Origin of the sequence: Acidovorax sp., assembly GCF_021287135.1 — a bacterium.
Lineage (GTDB): Bacteria > Pseudomonadota > Gammaproteobacteria > Burkholderiales > Burkholderiaceae_C > Acidovorax.
The window spans coordinates 100,237-119,643 of record NZ_JAJTBB010000031.1 but is presented as its reverse complement, the minus strand read 5'-3'; the positions used below and the strand labels follow the sequence as shown (position 1 = coordinate 119,643).

16 protein-coding genes and 1 tRNA gene are annotated in these 19,407 nt (G+C 65.5%); 15 read left to right on the top strand and 2 right to left on the bottom strand.

From position 1 onward, the window contains the following. Positions 1-8 precede the first annotated feature (8 nt). The 6 genes from mltG (at position 9) to LWW96_RS08595 (ending at position 4,755) form a co-directional block, all read left to right on the top strand. Entirely contained in the window at positions 9-1,031 is a 1,023-nt protein-coding gene (mltG, locus tag LWW96_RS08620) for an endolytic transglycosylase MltG (protein ID WP_291485969.1), read from the top strand. A 57-nt stretch (positions 1,032-1,088) separates the two neighbouring features. Next, on the top strand, positions 1,089-1,766 hold the full coding sequence (tmk, locus tag LWW96_RS08615; protein ID WP_291485967.1) for a dTMP kinase: 678 nt from the start codon (positions 1,089-1,091) through the stop codon (positions 1,764-1,766). Beyond that, positions 1,763-2,773: a DNA polymerase III subunit delta' gene (locus tag LWW96_RS08610; RefSeq protein WP_291485966.1), complete on the top strand. Its 1,011-nt coding sequence runs from the start codon at positions 1,763-1,765 to the stop codon at positions 2,771-2,773. Before tmk ends, LWW96_RS08610 begins: the two co-directional genes overlap by 4 nt. 16 nt (positions 2,774-2,789) lie before the next feature. Continuing rightward, positions 2,790-3,149, top strand: coding sequence for a PilZ domain-containing protein (locus LWW96_RS08605; protein WP_291485964.1), 360 nt, complete (start codon positions 2,790-2,792; stop codon positions 3,147-3,149). A 125-nt stretch (positions 3,150-3,274) separates the two neighbouring features. Further along, positions 3,275-4,081 (top strand): TatD family hydrolase, encoded by an 807-nt coding sequence (locus LWW96_RS08600; RefSeq protein WP_291485962.1) that lies wholly within the window; start codon positions 3,275-3,277, stop codon positions 4,079-4,081. A 47-nt stretch (positions 4,082-4,128) separates the two neighbouring features. Beyond that, a complete protein-coding gene (locus LWW96_RS08595; protein WP_291485960.1) occupies positions 4,129-4,755 on the top strand; it encodes an ankyrin repeat domain-containing protein in 627 nt (208 codons plus the stop codon). A 19-nt stretch (positions 4,756-4,774) separates the two neighbouring features. Here LWW96_RS08595 and msbA read toward each other — a convergent pair whose 3' ends face one another. Continuing rightward, positions 4,775-6,580, bottom strand: coding sequence for a lipid A export permease/ATP-binding protein MsbA (gene msbA, locus LWW96_RS08590; RefSeq protein ID WP_291485958.1), 1,806 nt, complete (start codon positions 6,578-6,580; stop codon positions 4,775-4,777). 240 nt (positions 6,581-6,820) lie between these two features. On the opposite strand from msbA, the gene tolB reads away from it, so the two are divergent. From tolB to LWW96_RS08560, 6 genes are all read left to right on the top strand, one after another. Beyond that, positions 6,821-8,149: a Tol-Pal system beta propeller repeat protein TolB gene (gene tolB, locus LWW96_RS08585; protein ID WP_291485956.1), complete on the top strand. Its 1,329-nt coding sequence runs from the start codon at positions 6,821-6,823 to the stop codon at positions 8,147-8,149. 44 nt (positions 8,150-8,193) lie between these two features. Further along, positions 8,194-8,730 carry a peptidoglycan-associated lipoprotein Pal gene (gene pal, locus LWW96_RS08580; protein WP_291485954.1) on the top strand — a complete coding sequence of 179 codons (537 nt, stop codon included), beginning with the start codon at positions 8,194-8,196 and terminating at the stop codon, positions 8,728-8,730. Next, positions 8,730-9,524 carry a tol-pal system protein YbgF gene (gene ybgF / locus LWW96_RS08575; RefSeq protein WP_291485952.1) on the top strand — a complete coding sequence of 265 codons (795 nt, stop codon included), beginning with the start codon at positions 8,730-8,732 and terminating at the stop codon, positions 9,522-9,524. Before pal ends, ybgF begins: the two co-directional genes overlap by 1 nt. A 2-nt stretch (positions 9,525-9,526) precedes the next feature. Next, the gene (locus LWW96_RS08570) at positions 9,527-10,312 is read left to right on the top strand and encodes a tRNA threonylcarbamoyladenosine dehydratase (protein WP_291485950.1); all 786 of its coding nucleotides are present in this window, start codon (positions 9,527-9,529) and stop codon (positions 10,310-10,312) included. 42 nt (positions 10,313-10,354) lie between these two features. Beyond that, positions 10,355-10,430 (top strand) — tRNA-Lys (locus LWW96_RS08565). Positions 10,431-10,817: 387 nt separating this feature from the next. Then, entirely contained in the window at positions 10,818-12,167 is a 1,350-nt protein-coding gene (locus tag LWW96_RS08560) for an HD domain-containing protein (RefSeq protein WP_291485948.1), read from the top strand. A 133-nt stretch (positions 12,168-12,300) separates the two neighbouring features. On the opposite strand, the gene LWW96_RS08555 is transcribed toward LWW96_RS08560, so the two are convergent. Further along, positions 12,301-13,356: an AI-2E family transporter gene (locus LWW96_RS08555; protein ID WP_291485946.1), complete on the bottom strand. Its 1,056-nt coding sequence runs from the start codon at positions 13,354-13,356 to the stop codon at positions 12,301-12,303. Positions 13,357-13,613: 257 nt separating this feature from the next. Here LWW96_RS08555 and LWW96_RS08550 point away from each other — a divergent pair, with 257 nt between their 5' ends. The 3 genes from LWW96_RS08550 (at position 13,614) to lpdA (ending at position 19,367) form a co-directional block, all read left to right on the top strand. Continuing rightward, entirely contained in the window at positions 13,614-16,493 is a 2,880-nt protein-coding gene (locus LWW96_RS08550; protein WP_291485944.1) for a 2-oxoglutarate dehydrogenase E1 component, read from the top strand. A 51-nt stretch (positions 16,494-16,544) separates the two neighbouring features. Beyond that, a complete protein-coding gene (odhB, locus tag LWW96_RS08545; RefSeq protein WP_291485942.1) occupies positions 16,545-17,819 on the top strand; it encodes a 2-oxoglutarate dehydrogenase complex dihydrolipoyllysine-residue succinyltransferase in 1,275 nt (424 codons plus the stop codon). A 90-nt stretch (positions 17,820-17,909) separates the two neighbouring features. Beyond that, a complete protein-coding gene (gene lpdA, locus LWW96_RS08540) occupies positions 17,910-19,367 on the top strand; it encodes a dihydrolipoyl dehydrogenase (protein WP_291485940.1) in 1,458 nt (485 codons plus the stop codon). Positions 19,368-19,407 lie beyond the last annotated feature (40 nt).

The following is a 19,407-nucleotide window of genomic DNA, read 5'->3' as shown; positions in this document are numbered from 1 at the left end:
GCTGAATTATGATGCCCGGTTTCATACACACATTCATCAGGGTTGTGCGACGTCTCTTGGCTTTGGTTGCGGTGGTGCTGATCGCCCTGGGGAGCGCCGCCTTCTGGTGGCTGCACCAGCCGCTGGTGGCCGCAGGCGAGCCCCTGGAGCTGGCCATCGAGCCGGGCACCACGCCGCGCGGCATCGCACGGGACGTGGTGGCCGCTGGCGCGAAGACCGATGCGCGGCTGCTCTACGCGTGGTTCCGCCTGTCGGGGCAGGACCGGGCGATGAAGGCGGGCAACTATGAAATCCCCGCCGGGACCACGCCCCGCAGCCTGCTGCAAAAGCTGGTGCGCGGGGAGGAAACGTTGCGCGCCGTGACCCTGGTGGAGGGCTGGAACTGGCGCCAGGTGCGCCAGGCCCTGGCCAAGGAAGAGCAGTTGCGGCACGACACGGCGCAGTTGAGCGATGAGGCGGTGATGGCCCAGCTGGGCCGTGCGGGCGTGGCGCCCGAAGGCCGCTTCTTCCCGGACACCTATGCCTATGCCAAGGGGTCCAGCGACGTGGCCCTGCTGCGCCGCGCCCTGCATGCCATGGACCGCCGGCTGGAGGCTGCGTGGTCCGCGCGCGCGCCGGACACGCCGCTGAAGTCGGCCGACGAGGCGCTGATCCTGGCCAGCATTGTCGAGAAGGAAACCGGCCGCGCCAGCGACAGGGCGCAGATCGCGGGCGTGTTTGCCAACCGCCTGCGCGCCGGCATGCTGCTGCAGACCGACCCGTCCGTCATCTACGGCCTGGGCGAGAAGTTTGACGGCAACCTGCGCAAGCGCGATCTGCAAACCGACACGCCCTGGAACACCTACACCCGCGTGGGGCTGCCGCCCACCCCCATCGCCATGCCGGGCAAAGCCGCCCTGCTGGCCGCTGTGCAGCCTGAGCCCACCCGGGCCCTGTACTTTGTCGCCAAGGGCGACGGCACCAGCCATTTCAGCGCTTCGCTGGAAGAGCACAACCGTGCCGTGAACCGGTATCAGCGCGGGCAGCAGTAGGCCGCCGGCCGCCGCCCCAAAATCCCCAACGGCCCTCCACGCCACGCCAAGGTTTTCATGCCACGTCCCGGTCTGTTCATTTCCTTTGAAGGCATCGACGGTGCGGGCAAGTCCTCGCACATCGATGGCCTGGCAACTGCCTTCCGCGCGCAGGGCCGCACGGTCGTGGTCAGCCGCGAACCGGGCGGTACCCCGCTGGCGGAAAAGCTGCGCGAACTGGTGCTCAACGATCCCATGGACGCGCTCACCGAGTCGCTGCTGATCTTTGCCGCGCGGCGCGACCACCTGCGCAGCGTGATCGAGCCTGCCCTGGCCCGGGGCGAGGTGGTGCTGTGCGACCGGTTCACCGACGCAACCTTTGCATACCAGGGCGGGGGACGCGGCTTCAATACAGAGGTGCTATCTTTATTGGAGCGCCTTGCGCAGACTGGTCTTGCCCCAGATGCCAATTTGATGCGGGAGCCGGATCTGACGGTGTGGTTCGACCTGGCGCCCGAGGTGGCCGCGCAACGTCTCGTGGGCGCGCGGGTGCCCGACCGCTTCGAGTCCCAGCCCGTGGAGTTTTTCCGCCGCGTGGTGCAGGGCTATGCGCAGCGCGCCGCGGCCGCGCCGCACCGCTTTGCGCGCATCGACGCAGCCCAGGAGCGCCACCGCGTGTGGCAGCAGCTCACCAGCATCCTGGTGCGCAAGGGCTGGCTGGCGATCATGGTGCCGGCCGATGGGGGGCCGAGATGAGCGAGGCCGCCGCCGCGCCCGCGCCCTGGATCGCCGCGCAGCGCACGCGCCTGCTGGCCCAGCGGGGCCACGCCTGGCTGCTGCAGGGCCCTTCGGGCTTGGGACAGTATGCGTTGGGCCTGGAGCTGGTGCGTGCCTGGCTGTGCGATGCGCCGGGCGGGCAGGGCGCCTGCGGCCAGTGCGCCAGCTGCCACGCCATTGACGTGCGCACGCATGCCGACCTGTGCGTGCTGATGCCCGAGGTGCAAATGCTGGAGCTGGGCTGGCCGCTGTCGGAAAAAGCCCAGGCCGAGATCGACGACAAGAAGCGCAAGCCCAGCCGCGAGATCCGCGTGGAAGCCATGCGCGACGCCGTGGAGTTTGCCCAGCGCACCTCGGCCCGCGGCCGGGGCAAGGCCGTGCTGGTGTACCCGGCCGAGCAGATGAACCATGTGACGGCCAACGCCTTGCTCAAGACGCTGGAAGAGCCGCCGGGCGACGTCCGCTTTGTGCTGGCGAGCGAGGCGGCGCACCAGTTGCTGCCCACCATCCGCAGCCGCTGTCTCGGCCACACCATGCTCTGGCCGTCCGAGGCAGAGATGCTGCCGTGGCTGCAGGCGCAAGGCATTGCGCCCGAGGCGGCGTCCGCGTTCCTGCGCGCGGCCGGCGGCCGGCCGGACGATGCCGTGCTGCTTGCGCGCTCCGGCCGCAGCCCGCAGGCCTGGGCCGCGCTGCCCCAGGCGGTGGCCAAGGGGGACGTCACGGCACTGGCAGACTGGTCGCCCGCGCAGGCCATCGATGCGCTGCAGAAGCTCTGTCACGACCTGCTGTCCGCCCGAGTGGGCGCCGCGCCCCGGTATTTCGCGGCGGCGGACCTGCCCAAGGCATTGCCGGCGCTGGGCGCGCTCACGCGCTGGTCGCGGGCGTTATCCAAGGCAGCGCGCACGGCGGAGCACCCGTTCAACGCGGGCCTCATGCTGGAGGCGCTTGTCGCCCAGGCGAGAAACACCCTACACTCCAAACACTGAGCCGTACCCTTCACCCATGAGCAGTCCCTCCACCGCGCCACGTCCCAGCGTCATGCAGCTGGCCATCAAGGAAAAGGCCGCCTTGTACGCTGCCTACATTCCCTTCTTCACCGAGGGGGGCATCTTTGTGCCGACGCAACGGGACTACAAGCTGGGCGACGATGTGTATGTGCTCCTCACGCTGCCGGACGACACGCAACGCTACCCCGTGGCCGGCCGTGTGGCCTGGGTCACGCCCGCCCGGGCGGCAGGCAACCGCACGCAGGGTGTGGGCATCCAGTTTCCCAAGGACGAGAAGTCACGCCAGCTCAAGATCAAAATCGAAGAGCTGCTCGGCACCGCCTTGGGGTCGGACCGGCCGACCCAGACCATTTGATTGCCGCGCCCTTTCCATGCCGACCCTGCGCAGGCGGGTCGGCTTTTTCCTTTGGGCGTTCCCTCGGCAGAAATGGCCGGCCCGGGAGCGGAGACGGCCTGGGGGCAGCATTTTTTTGAAACCGCATGTTTACTGATTCGCACTGCCATCTCAACTTTCCAGAACTGGTGAGCCAGTTGCCGGCCATCCGCGAGGCCATGGCCCAGGCCCAGGTGACGCGGGCCCTGTGCATTTGCACCACGCTGGAGGAGTTTGCCGGCGTGCACGCCTTGGCGATGGCGCATGACAACTTCTGGAGCACGGTGGGCGTCCATCCCGACAACGAAGGGATTGCCGAGCCCACGGTGCAGGATCTGCTGGACCGTGCCGCCTTGCCGCGCGTGGTGGCCATCGGCGAAACGGGGCTCGACTACTACGGCATGGAGGATCGCAAGGGCGGGCGGTCCGTGGCGGACCTGGAGTGGCAGCGCGACCGCTTTCGCAACCACATCCGTGCCGCCCGGGCCTGCGGCAAACCCCTGGTCATCCACACCCGCAATGCGTCGGATGACACGCTGGCCATTCTGCGCGAGGAGGGGGAGGACGGCCCGGGCAATCGGGCGGGCGGCGTGTTCCACTGCTTCACGGAATCCATGCAGGTGGCGCGGGCGGCGCTGGACCGTGGCTACTACATTTCGTTTTCAGGCATCGTGACCTTCAAGAACGCACAGGAGCTGCGCGAGGTCGTGGCCTTTGTTCCGCTGGACCGCATGCTCATTGAAACCGACAGTCCCTACCTGGCGCCCGTGCCCTACCGCGGCAAGACCAACAACCCCTCCTACGTGCCGTGGGTGGCAAAGCAGGTGGCGCAGACCAAGGGCCTCGCCCTGGAGGCCGTGGCCGAGGCCACCAGCCGCAACTTCGACACGCTCTTCAAGGGGGTGGCAGCATGATGCGTGTCCATCGCCGGCATGTTGTGGCGGGTCTGGTCTTGGCTGGCATGGCGCCAGCCCTCTGGGCCGGCGCCTACGAGGACTTTTTTGTCGCCATCCTGCGCGACGACGGCGACGCGGTGACCGCGTTGCTGCGGCGGGGTTTCGACCCCAATACCCGCGACCCCAAAGGCCAGGTCGGCCTCACCATCGCCTTGCAGAACGGGTCGGCCAAAGCCTTTGCCGCTTTGCTGGCATCGCGCGGCATCGACGTGAATGCGCGCAATTCAAAAGACGAGAGCCCGCTGATGATGGCCGCCATCAAAGGCAATGTGGAGGCGGTGAAGGCGCTGCTTGCGCGCGACGCAGACGTGAACAAGACCGGCTGGACGCCGCTGCACTACGCCGCATCGGCGGGGTCTCCCCAGCATGTGGCCATCATCGCCTTGCTGCTGGAGCACTATGCGTACATCGACGCGGCCTCCCCGAACGGAACCACGCCGCTCATGATGGCTGCGCACTACGGGTCCACGGAGGCGGTCCAGCTGTTGCTGGACGAAGGGGCCGACCCCACGCTCAAGAACCAGCTGGGCCTGACGGCGGCGGACTTTGCCCTGCGGGTGAGCCGCACGGAATCGGCCGAGAGAATCGCCGCAGCCATCCGCCGGCGCCAGCCCAACCGGGGCCGCTGGTAGCGCCGCGGCGGCTGGATCTTTAGTCCTGCACGGCCGTTTCACCGGCCGCCGGTCGCGCCTGAAGGCGTGCATACAGGCCGCCCTGCGCAAGCAGTTCCGCATGGGTGCCTTGCTCGGCAATGCGCCCGCGCTCCATCACCACCACCCGGTCCGCATGCTCGATGGTGGAGAGCCGGTGCGCGATGACCAGCGTGGTGCGCCCCTGCATCAGGCGCTGCAGCGCGTCCTGCACCAGGCGCTCGGATTCGGTGTCCAGCGCGGACGTGGCCTCGTCCAGGATGAGGATGGGCGCGTCCTTGTAGAGCGCCCGGGCAATCGCCAGACGCTGCCGCTGCCCGCCCGAGAGTTGTGCGGCGTTGTGCCCCACCACAGTGTGCATGCCCTTGGGCAGCGCCGCTACATGCTCCGCCAGATTCGCGGCGGTCAGGCAGGCTTGCACCCGGGGCTCGTCCACCGCCTGGCCCAGCGCGACATTGGCGGCGATGGTGTCGTTGAACATCACCACATCCTGGCTCACCATGGCGAACTGCGCGCGCAGCGACCCCAGTTCCCAGTCGCCCACGGGGTGACCGTCCACGAGCACATCGCCAGACGCTGGCGCCACGAACCGCGGCAGGAGATTGACCAGGGTCGTTTTGCCGGCGCCCGAAGGTCCGACCAGCGCCACCACTTCGCCAGGCGCCACCCGCAGGCTGACGCGGTCCAGCGCCGGTGCGTGATCGGAGCCAAAGGACACCGTCACCTCGCGGAGCTCCAGCGCGCCGCGCACGCGGTCGGCTTGGAATTGCCCGCCGGTTTCTGCGCCCGTGTCGCCCAACAGGGCCAGGCCGCGTTCCAGCGCGGCAACACCGCGCGTCACGGGGCTGGCCACGTCTGCCAGCCGGCGGATGGGCGCAATCAGCATGAGCATGGCGGTGATGAACGAGACGAAGCCGCCGACGGTGACGTCTTTTGCATCCACCGTGCCGCGGCTTTGCCACAGGGCAACGCAGATGACTGCGGACAAGGCTGCGGCCGCCAGCAGCTGGGTCAAAGGGGTCATCGCGGCGGACGCAATGGTCGACTTGATGGCCAGCCGGCGCAGGCTCTGGCTCAGGGTGGCAAAGCGGCCCGCCTGTCCGGCCTGCGCGCCGTGCAGCCGCACCATGCGGTGGGCCAGCACGTTTTCCTCCACCACGTAGGCCAGCTCGTCGGTGGCCTGCTGGCTGCTTTTGGTCAGGTGATACAGGCGGCGCGACAAGGTCTTCATGATCCAGGCCACACCGGGCACGACCACCGCCACGATCAACGTGAGCTGCCAGTTGAGGTACAGGAGGTATGCGAGCAGCGCCACCAGCGTGAACCCGTCGCGCGAGATGCCCAGCAGGGCCTGCACCAGCAAGGTCGCGCCCGTTTGCACCTCATAGACCACGGTGTTGGACAGCGCGCTGGCGGACTGCCGCGAAAACAGCCCCATCTCGGCCGCCAGCACCCTGTCGAACAGTGACTGCCGCAGGGTCAGCATCCCTTCGTTGGCGATGCGCGCCAGCGCGTACTGGCCCACGAATTGCGCGATCCCGCGCACAAAAAACACCCCCAGGATGGCCAGCGGCACCAGCCACAGCGGCAGCGTGCCCTGGGTGAAGCCACGGTCCAGCAGGGGCTGCAGGAGCGCAGGGATCAGCGGCTCCGTCACGGCCCCCACCAGCGTGGCGGTCACCGCCAGCGTCCACGCGGTTCTCTGGTTGCCAAAGTAGACGGACAGCCTGCGCAGCCGTGTGATCAGGCTCGCTGCAGGGGGGGCGGGGGAGGGGGCGGGCGGATTGCCCGGGTCGGTCGCATGCATGTGGCCGGGATTCTAAGAGCCTGCTTGCGGCCCCTGCGCGACCCCGGGGAGGTCGTCAACACGTTCTAAGGTCAGGACTGCCGTCTGGCTGGCGCGATTGGGGCCCCGCTGCTGCCATTGGGCTTAGAGAGCATCTATCTGAAATGGTCGACCATCGCACAGTTTGTCACAGGGGTATGCCCGCTGTGTGTAACATTCGGGGTTGCCGTTCGGCATTTGTTCGGCTACCGCTGGATGCCAATGACCAAAGACCCCATTCCAACACACGATCTTTCCTCTTCCCCCGCGGCCCCGCCGCATCCCTTGCGGCGCCATCTGTTGGCGGCGCTGCTCTCCACCCCCGCCATTCCTGCTCTGGCACAGTTCCGTGTCGAGGTGACCGGCGTCGGGCTCACCCAGCTCCCTGTTGCCATCGCGCCGTTTCGCGGCGAAGCGCAGTCCCCCCAGAAGATCTCCGCGATCGTCCAGGCCGATTTGGAACGCAGCGGGCAGTTTCGGGCGGTGGACGCTGCCGGGGCAGCGCTGGATGAAGGAACCCGGCCGGACGTGGCCCTGTGGCGCCAGAAGGGTGCCGACTCGCTGGCTGCAGGCAGCGTGACGCGCCTGCCGGACGGGCGCTACGACGTGCGCTTCCGTTTGTGGGACGTCGTCAAGGGCCAGGACCTGGGTGGCCAGAGCTTTGTGGTGTCGCAGGGCGACCTGCGGCTGGCGGCACACCGTATTGCCGACTTCATCTACGAGAAGCTCACGGGCGAGCGGGGCATCTTCTCGACGCGCATCGCCTACGTGACCAAGACCGGTCCGCGCTACAGCCTCTGGGTGGCGGACGCGGACGGAGAAAATGCGCAATCGGCCCTGTCGAGCCCGGAGCCCATCATTTCCCCGGCCTGGTCGCCCAACGGCGGCCAACTCGCCTACGTGTCGTTCGAGTCGCGCAAGCCGGTGGTGTACGTGCATGACGTTGCCTCCGGCCGGCGCCGGCTGATCGCCAACTTCCGCGGTTCCAACAGCGCGCCAGCCTGGGCCCCGGACGGGCGCACACTGGCCGTGACGCTCAGCCGGGACGGCGGATCGCAGCTCTACACCATCGACGCCAATGGCGGCGAGCCACGACGGCTCATGCAAAGTTCGGGAATCGATACCGAGCCGGTTTTTTCGGGCGACGGACGCAGCATCTACTTCGTCAGCGACCGTGGCGGCGCTCCGCAGATCTACAAGGTCCCCGCATCGGGCGGCAGTGCCGAGCGGGTCACGTTCACGGGCAGCTACAACATCTCCCCCAGCGTCAGCCCGGACGGCCGATGGCTGGCCTATATCTCGCGGGTCGGCGGCGCGTTCAAGCTCCACGTCATGGACCTTTCGTCAGGCACGGTGAACGCCGTGACCGACACGACCGCCGACGAGAACCCCAGCTTTGCACCCAACAGCCGGCTCATCGTGTACGCCACCCAGCAGCAGGGCCGCGAGGCGCTGATGACCACCACGCTGGACGGCAAGATCAAGGCCCGCCTGGCGGGCCAGGCCGGCGATATCCGCGAGCCGGATTGGGGCCCCTTCCAAAAGCAATGAACTTTCAACCCATTTCAGTGATCCAGTTTTCAGGAGAATTTCGGATGTTCAAACGCATTACCCTTGCCATTACCGTTGCAGCCCTGGTCGCAGGCTGCAGTTCCGGCGTGAAACTTGACGACGTCCCCGTCGAAGACAAAAACGCCACCTCCACGATGGGCGGCAACGGCGCCAACTCCGGCAACACCGCGCAAAGCGGCGTGGCAGGCGTGGATCTCGGCCAATCGGGCCGTGACGCAGCAGGCCCTGTGGGCGTGAGCCGCATCGTGTACTTCGACTACGACAGCTATGTCATCAAGCCGGAGTTCCAGTCGCTGATCGAAGCCCACTCCCGTTTCCTCAAGTCCAGCAACGGCCGCAAGGTGATGATCGAAGGCCACACGGATGACCGCGGCGGCCGCGAATACAACCTGGCCCTGGGCCAGAAGCGCGCCGAAGCCGTGCGCCGTTCCCTGGCCCTGCTGGGGGTGCCGGACAGCCAGATGGAGGCGGTGAGCTTTGGCAAGGAAAAGCCGGCCGTGCAGGGCAACACTGAAGACGCCCACGCCCAGAACCGCCGCGCCGAGCTGTCCTACCGTTGATGCGCGCAATGGCTCTGCACCTGACGCCCAAGGCGCTGGCGGCGGCCTTGCTGCTGTCGGCGACCCTGGTACCGGCCAGCCATGCTGCCCTGTTCGAGGACAGTGAAGCCCGGCGTGCCATCATCGAGATTCGCCAGCGTGTGGACGGACTGCAGCAGTCGCAGCAGCGGTCGGCGGAGGAGGCGCGGCGGCTGACGGAAGAAAACAGCCAGTTGCGCCGCAGCCTGCTCGACCTGCAAGGTGAAATCGACACCTTGAAGGCCGAACAGTCCAAGCTGCGCGGGCAGAATGAACAATTGCTGCGCGACGCCGCCGACCTGCAGAAGCGCCAGAAAGACATTGCCCAGGGCGTTGATGAGCGCCTCAAGCAGTTCGAGCCGGTCAAGGTCACGCTGGATGGCCAGGAATTCCAGGCCGACCCCGCCGAGAAAAAAGATTTCGAAGCCGCCTTGGCGGTGTTCCGCTCCGGCAAGTTCGGTGATGCCAGCACGGCTTTCGCAGCGTTCGTTCGGCAGTATCCGCGCAGTGGATTCGTTCCTTCTGCCCGGTTCTGGCTTGGCAACGCGCAGTATGCAACGCGTGACTACAAGGAAGCCATCGGCAACTTCAAGTCGATGCTCGCCGAGGCGCCGGGCCATGCCCGCGCGCCCGAGGCGGCCTTGTCGATCGCCAACTGCCAGATCGAGCTGAAAGATACGCGCGCCGCCCGCAAGACGCTGGAGGACCTGGTGCGCGCTTATCCGCATGCCGAAGCGGCCAGCGCGGCCAAAGAGCGGCTGTCTCGCTTGAAGTAGCAATGCCGGATGCGTTGGCGCTCGAGCGCCGTTTTGGCGGCCTGGAGCGGTTGTACGGGGTGACAGGGGCGCAGCGTATCCGCAGCGCCCGGGTCGCCGTCATCGGGATCGGGGGTGTGGGCTCCTGGGCTGCCGAGGCGCTCGCGCGCAGCGGCGTCGGCGAACTGACGCTGGTGGATCTGGACCACGTTGCCGAGTCCAACATCAATCGGCAGATTCACGCCCTGGAGGGCACGGTGGGCCAGGCCAAGGTGGTGGCGATGCGGGACCGCATTGCCCAGATCCACCCCGGATGCACCGTCCACTGCGTGGATGACTTTGCCGGCCCCGACAATTGGCCGGGCCTGCTGCCCCAGCCCGTGGACGCCGTGATCGATGCTTGCGACCAGGTTGCGGCCAAGACCGCGATCGCGGCGTGGGCACATGCCGCCAAAGTGCTGCACATCGCCGTGGGGGCTGCAGGTGGCAAGCGCCACGCGCACAAGGTGGATGTGGACGATCTTGCCCTGACAACGCACGATCCGCTCCTGGCGCAATTGCGCTACCGCCTTCGCAAGCACCACAAGGCAGCACGTGGGGGCAGCAAGATAGGCATCACCTGCGTCTTCAGCCGCGAAGCGGTGGCGCCGCCCGACGCGTCCTGCAACGTCTCCGGCGATGGAACGCTGAACTGCCATGGGTATGGTTCCGTGGTGGCGGTGACGGCCGCGTTCGGAATGTGTGCCGCAGGCTGGGTGTTGGATAAACTGGCATCTGCACCCCAAAAGGCTACAAAAAACACGCTATAATCCAAGGCTTTGCAGCAATCGGAATGCTTGCTGCATTAGGCCGGGACGTTAGCTCAGTTGGTAGAGCAGCGGACTTTTAATCCGTTGGTCACAAGTTCGAATCTTGTACGTCCTACCAAGCTATTGCAAAGAAACCCCGCTATCGAAAAGATAGCGGGGTTTTTCTTTTGGTGTTGCTTGTAGGCAATCTGCGGGCAGTAGCCGTAATTGCCTCGTTTTCTTTGAGGAATGAACGGCGCAAGACCCGGCGGCAAAAGCCCCACGATGGTGGAAGCGGTGCGTGTTCGATTCAATTGCAGGTCGTGAACACGCTTGCGGCCGCGGGCCAAGACACGCAGTTCATGCGCGGAGTCATCAAAAAGGTTTGTGCCCGGTTGTGGGCGCACCGCCTGCAGGGGCAACAGGCCGTTCATCGCATCGCTCTGGGCTTGTACAAGCCGTTTCGCTCCGGCATCAATTTGAGCAACCGGTTAAATTAGCTTCCCAACGTCTTCACCCCTCAGAAATGCACCGCTTGCGCCTGTCCCAGCTGATTTCGGCGTTAAGCCACGCTTTGGACCTCACTGAGGGCCAGCCTGAAGGACATTGCATACGCTGCTGCTGGATTGGCATGCACGTCGGGAAGCGCTTGGGTTTGGCCGAGGAGGAGCTTTGGGGGCTGTACTACACCCTTCTGCTCAAGGATCTCGGCTGCAGCAGCAATGCGGCTCGCATCTGCCAGCTTTATCTCACGGACGACTTGTCGTTCAAGCATGACTTCAAGACGGTCGGCGATGGCGTCCCCCAGGTTCTTAATTTTGTGTTGTCGCACACAGGCCTGAGGGCGCCACTGGTGGAGCGATTTCGGGCAGTCATGAACATCATCCGCAACGGAAGGGAGCTGGCCGACGAGCTCATCCAAACCCGATGCCAGCGCGGCGCAGAAATTGCGCGGCTTCTGCGATTTCCTGAGCCCGTCGCAACCGGTATCTACCACCTGGATGAGCATCACAACGGCAGAGGGCGGCCAGACGCCCTGGCGGGCGGAGCGATCCCGCTTTACTCCCGGATCGCATTGCTTTCGCAGGTAGTCGATGTCTTTTATACGAGTGGCGGTCGGCAGGCAGCGATGGATGAAGTGGCACGCCGGCGCGGGCAGTGGTTCGACCCGGAGGTGGTCGATGCGTTCACCGCTGCGGCGGATGACGCGTTTTGGCGTCATCTGGCGAGCGCCAACATTTCCGCTTCAGTCCTCGCATTGGAGCCAGCCTCGCAAACGGTTTCACTGGACGAGGACTACCTGGACGACATTGCGACCGCCTTCGGGCAAATCGTGGATTCAAAAAGCCCGTACACCAGCGGGCACAGCGCTCGTGTGGCGCTGTACGTGGATTTGACGGCGGAAACCATGGGTCTTGAGCCCAGCCAACGGCGCTGGCTCAAGAGAGGTGCGCTTTTGCACGATATTGGAAAGCTCGGGGTCAGCAACAGCATCCTGGACAAGCCGGGCCAGCTCGACGAGGACGAGTGGGCCGCAGTTCGCAGCCATGCGGTGTTCACCGAGAACATTCTCTCGCGCATTGACGCCTTTTCTGAGCTGGCGCGTGTAGCCGGAGCCCATCATGAAAGGCTGGACGGCAATGGCTATCCCCGGGGGCTGAAAGCAGAAGAAATCAGCATTGAAACGCGCATCATCACTTGCGCAGACATCTTTGATGCCATCACCGCGGCAAGACCGTACCGCGGAGCGGTTCCCGTTGACCGCACGCTGGAAATCATGGCCGACAGCGTCGGGAAGGCCATCGATGGCGCGTGCTTCGAGGCGCTCAAGGAAACCGTGCGGCGCATTCCCGGGTTCAGCAGTCCCACGGCGTGAGGGTGCAGGACAGCTCGCCACGCCCGGCAGCAGTCCTGGAACCGGGAGCGCGCTGCCAAAAAGGCGGCCTGCCAGCCGCACCCGCGGAATACAAGGTGCCTCACTTGCAAGTCGCGAGGCTGGCGGGAGCGCCTCAAGGATTTTGCGCAGGGCCGGGCGAAAACAGGTCCCAGCTGGCGATGAACAGTGCCGCGATGACCGGGCCAATCACGAAACCGGTGAGCCCGAACAGCGCCATGCCGCCCAGGGTGGAGATGAGCACGATGTAGTCCGGCATCTTGGTGTCCTTGCCCACCAGAATCGGCCGCAGGATGTTGTCGACCAGGCCGATGACTCCCACGCCGAAGGCGATGAGGACGGTGCCTTGCCACACCGAGCCGGTGGCCAGAAAGTAGATGGCCACGGGTAGCCAGATCAATCCTGCGCCGACCGCGGGCAGCAGCGACAGAAAGGCCATCAAGACCCCCCACAGCACAGGGCCCTGGATGCCGAGGATCCAGAAGATGAGGCCGCCCAGTGCACCTTGGGAGGCCGCTACGACGATGTTGCCCTTGACGGTGGCGCGGATCACGGTGGTGAACTTGCTGACCAGTTGGCGTTTGTGCTCTGCATCCAGGGGGGTGGCCTGGCCGATGCGAGCGGCGAGGTCGGCGCCATCGCGCAGCAGGAAGAACAGCAGGTACAGCATGATGCCGAAGCTGACCAGGAACTCCAGTGTGTTCTGTCCGATGTTCAGGGCCTGGGTGGCCACGATCTGGCTGGCCTGCACGGCGACGGACGATAGTTTTTGTTGCAGCTCGGCAATGGAGGTCAGGTTCAGCCGTTCCAGAAGGTTGGTGGCCCAGCCTGGCAGGGCGGCCATGACTTGTTGGAAATACAGCCCGAAATTCAATTGGCCGGACCGCATCCGTTCGTAGGCGACGGTGGCTTCCTGCACGAGGGAGACGGCGATGGCCGTCATGGGCAGGATGACCACGACCAGGCACAAACCCAATGTGCACAGTGCCGCGAGATTGCGCCGACGGGGCATGCGCCGCAGCAACTGGCGGTGCAGGGGGGCGAACAGAATGGCCAGCACGACGCCCCAGAAGACGGCCCCATGGAACTGCCAGAGGATGGCGCCAAAGGCGACCGTGACCAAGGCCAGCAGCAGCAGGAAGACTTTGTTCTGGGGAGTGGGCTGTGTCATGTGGGGCAGGCTGTGTTGCAGTACCTCGCACTGTACGCGAGGCGCGCCCCGTCTTTGCAGTGCGCATGGCGCTGCCGGCCCGTCGGGAGGGCTCGATCCCGCTTTCGTTGGGTGGTTGGCCGATCAGTGGCACAATGACGCCCGCAACCCCAGGCCCTTCCCCAGCCACAGTCGCATCCGCCAATCGGTTCAGCCGTGTCGCGGAAGGTTTCTCAACCAGCTAATGCTTTCCCAAGGAAAGCGGAGGTCAGCGGAATATGAGCGATACGACGTCCGTCTATCAAGCCTACCAAGGCAACACCTACCTCTTCGGCGGCAACGCGCCCTATGTCGAAGAGATGTACGAGAACTACCTTGCCAACCCAGGCAGCGTGCCAGACAACTGGCGCGAGTACTTTGACGCACTTCAACATGTGCCGGCGGTGGATGGCTCCAACGCCAAGGACGTTCCCCACCTGCCCGTCATCAATGCATTTGCCGAGCGTGCCAAGCAGGGCGGCACCAAGGTCGTCGTGGCCAGTGGCGCCGACTCCGAACTGGGTCGCAAGCGCACCGCCGTCCAGCAACTGATTGCCGCCTACCGCAACGTGGGCCAGCGCTGGGCCGATCTGGATCCGCTCAAGCGCACCGAGCGCCCCGCAATTCCCGAGCTGGAGCCTTCTTTCTACGGCTTCACCGACGCCGACCAGGAAACCGTGTTCAACACCAGCAACACGTTCTTCGGCAAAGAGAGCATGACGCTGCGCGAGCTGATCAACGCGCTGCGCGAGACCTACTGCAGCTCCATCGGCGCGGAGTACATGTATGCCACCGAGCAGAACCAGAAGCGCTGGTGGCAGCAAAAGCTCGAAGCGATCCGCAGCAAGCCCAATTTCGGTGCCGAAAAGAAAAAGCACATCCTGGACCGCCTGACGGCCGCTGAAGGCCTGGAGCGCTTCCTGCACACCAAATACGTCGGCCAGAAGCGCTTCTCGCTCGAAGGCGGCGAGAGCTTCATCGCCGCCATGGATGAACTCATTCAGCAGGCCGGTGCCAAGGGCGTTCAGGAAATCGTCATCGGCATGGCCCACCGCGGCCGCCTGAACGTTCTGGTGAACTCCCTGGGCAAGATGCCCAAGGACCTGTTTGCCGAGTTTGACCACACCGCGCCGGAAGACCTGCCCTCGGGCGACGTGAAGTACCACCAGGGCTTCAGCTCCGACGTGACCACCGTCGGCGGCCCGGTGCACCTGTCGCTGGCGTTCAACCCCTCCCACCTGGAAATCGTCAACCCCGTGGTGGAAGGCTCGGTGCGTGCCCGCATGGACCGCCGCGCCGACCCGCACGGCAAGCAGGTGCTGCCCGTGCTGGTGCACGGCGACGCGGCCTTTGCCGGCCAGGGCGTGAACCAGGAAACGCTGGCGCTGGCCCAGACCCGTGGCTATTCCACGGGCGGCACGGTGCACATCATCATCAACAACCAGATCGGTTTCACCACGTCCGACCCGCGCGATGCACGCTCTACGCTGTATTGCACCGATATCGTGAAGATGGTCGAGTCGCCGGTGCTGCACGTGAATGGTGACGATCCCGAAGCCGTGGTGCTGGCTACCCAACTCGCTCTGGAATTCCGCATGGAGTTCCAGAAGGACGTGGTCGTGGACATCATCTGCTTCCGCAAGCTGGGCCACAACGAGCAAGACACCCCCGCGCTGACCCAGCCGCTGATGTACAAGAAGATCGGTGCCCACCCCGGTACGCGCAAGCTGTACGCTGACAAGCTGGCCGCGCAGGGCCTGGGCGAGTCGCTGGGCGACGACATGGTCAAGGCCTACCGAGCCGCCATGGACGCCGGCAAGCACACGGTGGACCCGGTGCTGACCAACTTCAAGAGCAAGTACGCCGTGGACTGGAGCCCGTTCCTGGGCAAGAAGTGGACGGACGCCGGCGACACGGCCATCCCCCTGGCCGAGTGGAAGCGCCTGGCCGAGAAGATCACGACCATCCCCGAAAGCGTCACGCCGCACCAGCTGGTGAAGAAGGTGTACGACGACCGTGCCGCCATGGGCCGCGGCGAAATCCCCGTGGACTGGGGCATGGGCGAGCACATGGCGTTCGCCTCGCTGGTGGCCAGCGGCTACCCCGTGCGCCTGTCGGGTGAAGACTGCGGCCGCGGCACGTTCACCCACCGGCACGCCGTGGTGCACGACCAGAAGCGCGAGAAGTGGGATACCGGCACCTATGTGCCGCTGCAGAACGTGGCCGACAACCAGGCTCCGTTCGTCGTGATCGACTCCATCCTGTCTGAAGAGGCGGTGCTGGGCTTTGAATACGGCTACGCGTCCAACGACCCCAACACCCTGGTGATCTGGGAAGCCCAGTTCGGCGACTTCGCCAACGGCGCCCAGGTGGTGATCGACCAGTTCATCGCCTCCGGCGAAGTGAAGTGGGGCCGTGTCAACGGCATCACCCTGATGCTGCCGCACGGCTACGAAGGCCAGGGCCCCGAGCACAGCTCGGCACGCCTGGAGCGCTTCATGCAGCTGGCGGCCGACGCCAACATGCAGATCGTGCAGCCCACCACGGCCAGCCAGATCTTCCACGTGCTGCGCCGCCAGATGGTGCGCGACCTGCGCAAGCCGCTGATCATCATGACGCCCAAGTCGCTGCTGCGCAACAAGGACGCCACCTCGCCGCTGTCCGAGTTCACCAAGGGCGGCTTCCAGACGGTGATCCCCGAGCAGGACGAGGCCATCGTGAAGAAGGCCGCCAAGGTCAAGCGCGTGATCGCCTGCTCCGGCAAGGTGTACTACGACCTGGTGAAGAAGCGCACGGAGCGTGAGGACGACGACGTGGCCATCCTCCGCGTGGAGCAGCTGTATCCGTTCCCGCACAAGGCTTTTGCGGCCGAACTGAAGAAGTTCCCCAATGCCACCGACATCGTGTGGTGCCAGGACGAGCCGCAGAACCAGGGCGCCTGGTTCTTCATCCAGCACAACATCCACGAGAACATGCTCGAAGGCCAGAAGCTCGGCTATGCCGGCCGTGCGGCGTCTGCGTCGCCTGCCGTGGGCTATGCCCACCTGCACCAGGAGCAGCAAAAGGCGCTGGTGGATGCGGCATTCGCCAAGCTCAAGGGGTTTGTCCTGACCAAGTAAGGCCAGCTACCCGAACGAATACAGAACAGAACCCTACTGAAAGAACACAAAATGGCTATCGTAGAAGTCAAAGTCCCCCAGCTGTCCGAATCCGTGGCCGAGGCCACCATGCTCACCTGGAAGAAAAAGGCCGGTGAGGCCGTGGCCGTGGACGAGATCCTGATCGAGATCGAGACCGACAAGGTCGTGCTGGAAGTGCCCGCGCCTGCGGCCGGCGTGCTGTCCGAAATCGTGCAAGGCGACGGCGCCACCGTGGTGGCCGAACAGCTCATCGCCAAGATCGATACCGAAGGCAAGGCCGGCGCAGCAGCGCCTGCCGCAGCGCCCGCTGCAGCCCCTGCCGCCGCCGCAGCGCCCGTTGCTGCAGCAGCGCCTGCCGCCGCGGGCGGCTCCAAGGGCGATGTGGCCATGCCGGCCGCTGCCAAGCTGCTGGCCGAGAACAACCTGTCCGCATCGGCCGTGGCCGGCTCGGGCAAGGACGGCCGCGTGACCAAGGGCGATGTGCTGGCCGCCGTGGCCGGTGGCGCCGCCAAGGCCGCCGTGGCCCCCAGCGTGATCCCCACGGGTGTGCCCACCAAGGCACTGCCTCAGGTGGCTGCCCCCGCAGGCAAGGAAGACCTGAGCGGCCGCCCCGAGCAACGCGTGCCCATGAGCCGCCTGCGTGCCCGCGTGGCCGAGCGCCTGTTGCAATCGCAAGCCACCAACGCCATCCTGACCACGTTCAACGAAGTGAACATGGCCCCCGTGATGGACCTGCGCAAGAAGTTCCAGGACAGCTTCACCAAGGAACACGGCACCAAGCTGGGCTTCATGTCCTTCTTCGTGAAGGCCGCCGTGCACGCCCTCAAGAAGTACCCGGTGCTGAACGCCTCGGTGGACGGCAACGACATCGTCTACCACGGCTACTTCGACATCGGCATCGCCGTGGGTTCGCCCCGCGGCCTGGTGGTGCCCATCCTGCGCAATGCGGACCAGATGAGCTTCGCCGACATCGAGAAGAAGATTGCCGAGTTCGGCAAGAAGGCTGCCGAAGGCAAGCTGGGCATTGAGGAAATGACCGGCGGCACGTTCTCGATCTCCAACGGCGGCACGTTCGGCTCCATGCTGTCCACGCCCATCATCAACCCGCCGCAGTCGGCCATCCTGGGCGTGCACGCTACCAAGGACCGCGCGGTGGTGGAGAACGGCCAGATCGTCATCCGCCCGATGAACTACCTGGCCATGTCGTATGACCACCGCATCATCGACGGCCGCGAAGCCGTGCTGGGCCTGGTCGCAATGAAGGACGCGCTGGAAGACCCGTCGCGCCTGCTTTTCGACATCTGATCCCCTGACTGCATCGACCCACCCGCGTGGCCCGGCCTATGGTCCGGCCCGCCGGTGGGTCTTTCTCCAACAGACTGAACGAGATTTCCCATGAGCAAACAATTTGATGTGATCGTCATCGGCGGGGGCCCCGGTGGCTACATTGCCGCCATCCGTGCCGCCCAACTGGGCAAGAACGTCGCCTGCATCGACGAGTGGAAGAACGACAAGGGTGGCCCCGCGCCAGGCGGCACCTGCACCAACGTGGGTTGCATTCCCTCCAAGGCGCTGCTGCAATCGTCTGAGCACTTCGAGCACGCCAACCACCACTTCGCCGACCACGGCATCTCGGCCAAGGACATCAAGATCGATGTGGCCAAGATGATCGGCCGCAAGGATGCGGTGGTGAAGCAGAACAACGACGGCATCCTGTACCTGTTCAAGAAGAACAAGGTCAGCTTCTTCCATGGCCGCGGTTCCTTTGTGAAGGCCGTTCCACCCGGCGAGGGTGGAACCTCCGGTTCCACGGGCGGCTACGAGATCAAGGTGTCGGGCGCCGCCGAAGAGACGCTGACGGGCCAACAGATCATCGTGGCCACCGGCTCCAATGCCCGTGCGCTGCCCGGCGTGCCCTTCGATGAAGAGAACATCCTCTCCAACGACGGCGCGCTGCGCATCGGCGCCGTGCCCAAGAAGCTGGCGCTGATTGGGTCCGGCGTGATCGGCCTGGAAATGGGCTCCGTCTGGCGCCGCCTGGGCGCGGACGTCACCATCCTGGAAGGCCTGCCGACCTTCCTGGGCGCGGTGGACGAGCAGATCGCCAAGGAGGCCAAGAAGGCCTTCGACAAGCAGGGCCTGAAGGTCGAGCTGGGCGTGAAGGTCGGCGAGATCAAGTCCGGCAAGAAGGGCGTCTCCATCGCCTACACCAACGCCAAGGGCGAAGCCCAGGCGCTGGAAGCCGACAAGCTCATCGTCTCCATCGGCCGCGTGCCCAACACCATCGGCCTGAACACCGAAGCCGTGGGCCTGCAGCTGGACGAGCGCGGTGCCATCGTGGTGGACGGTGACTGCAAGACCAACCTGCCCGGCGTGTGGGCGGTGGGCGACGTGGTGCGCGGCCCCATGCTGGCGCACAAGGCCGAGGAAGAGGGCGTGGCCGTGGCCGAGCGCATTGCCGGCCAGCACGGCCATGTCAACTTCAACACCATCCCCTGGGTCATCTACACCAGCCCCGAGATCGCGTGGGTCGGCCGCACCGAGCAGCAGCTCAAGGCCGATGGCGTGAAGTACAAGGCCGGCACGTTCCCGTTCCTGGCCAACGGCCGCGCGCGCGCCCTGGGCGACACGACCGGCATGGTGAAGTTCTTGGCCGACGCCGCTACCGACGAAATCCTGGGCGTGCACATCGTGGGCCCGATGGCCTCCGAGCTGATCTCCGAAGCCGTGGTGGCCATGGAGTTCAAGGCCAGCGCCGAAGACATTGCGCGCATCTGCCATGCGCACCCGAGCCTGAGCGAGGCCACCAAGGAAGCTGCCCTGGCGGTGGACAAGCGCACACTCAACTTCTGATAGTTTGAGGTAAAAATGGCTGCTCGCGCTTGCTGGATAA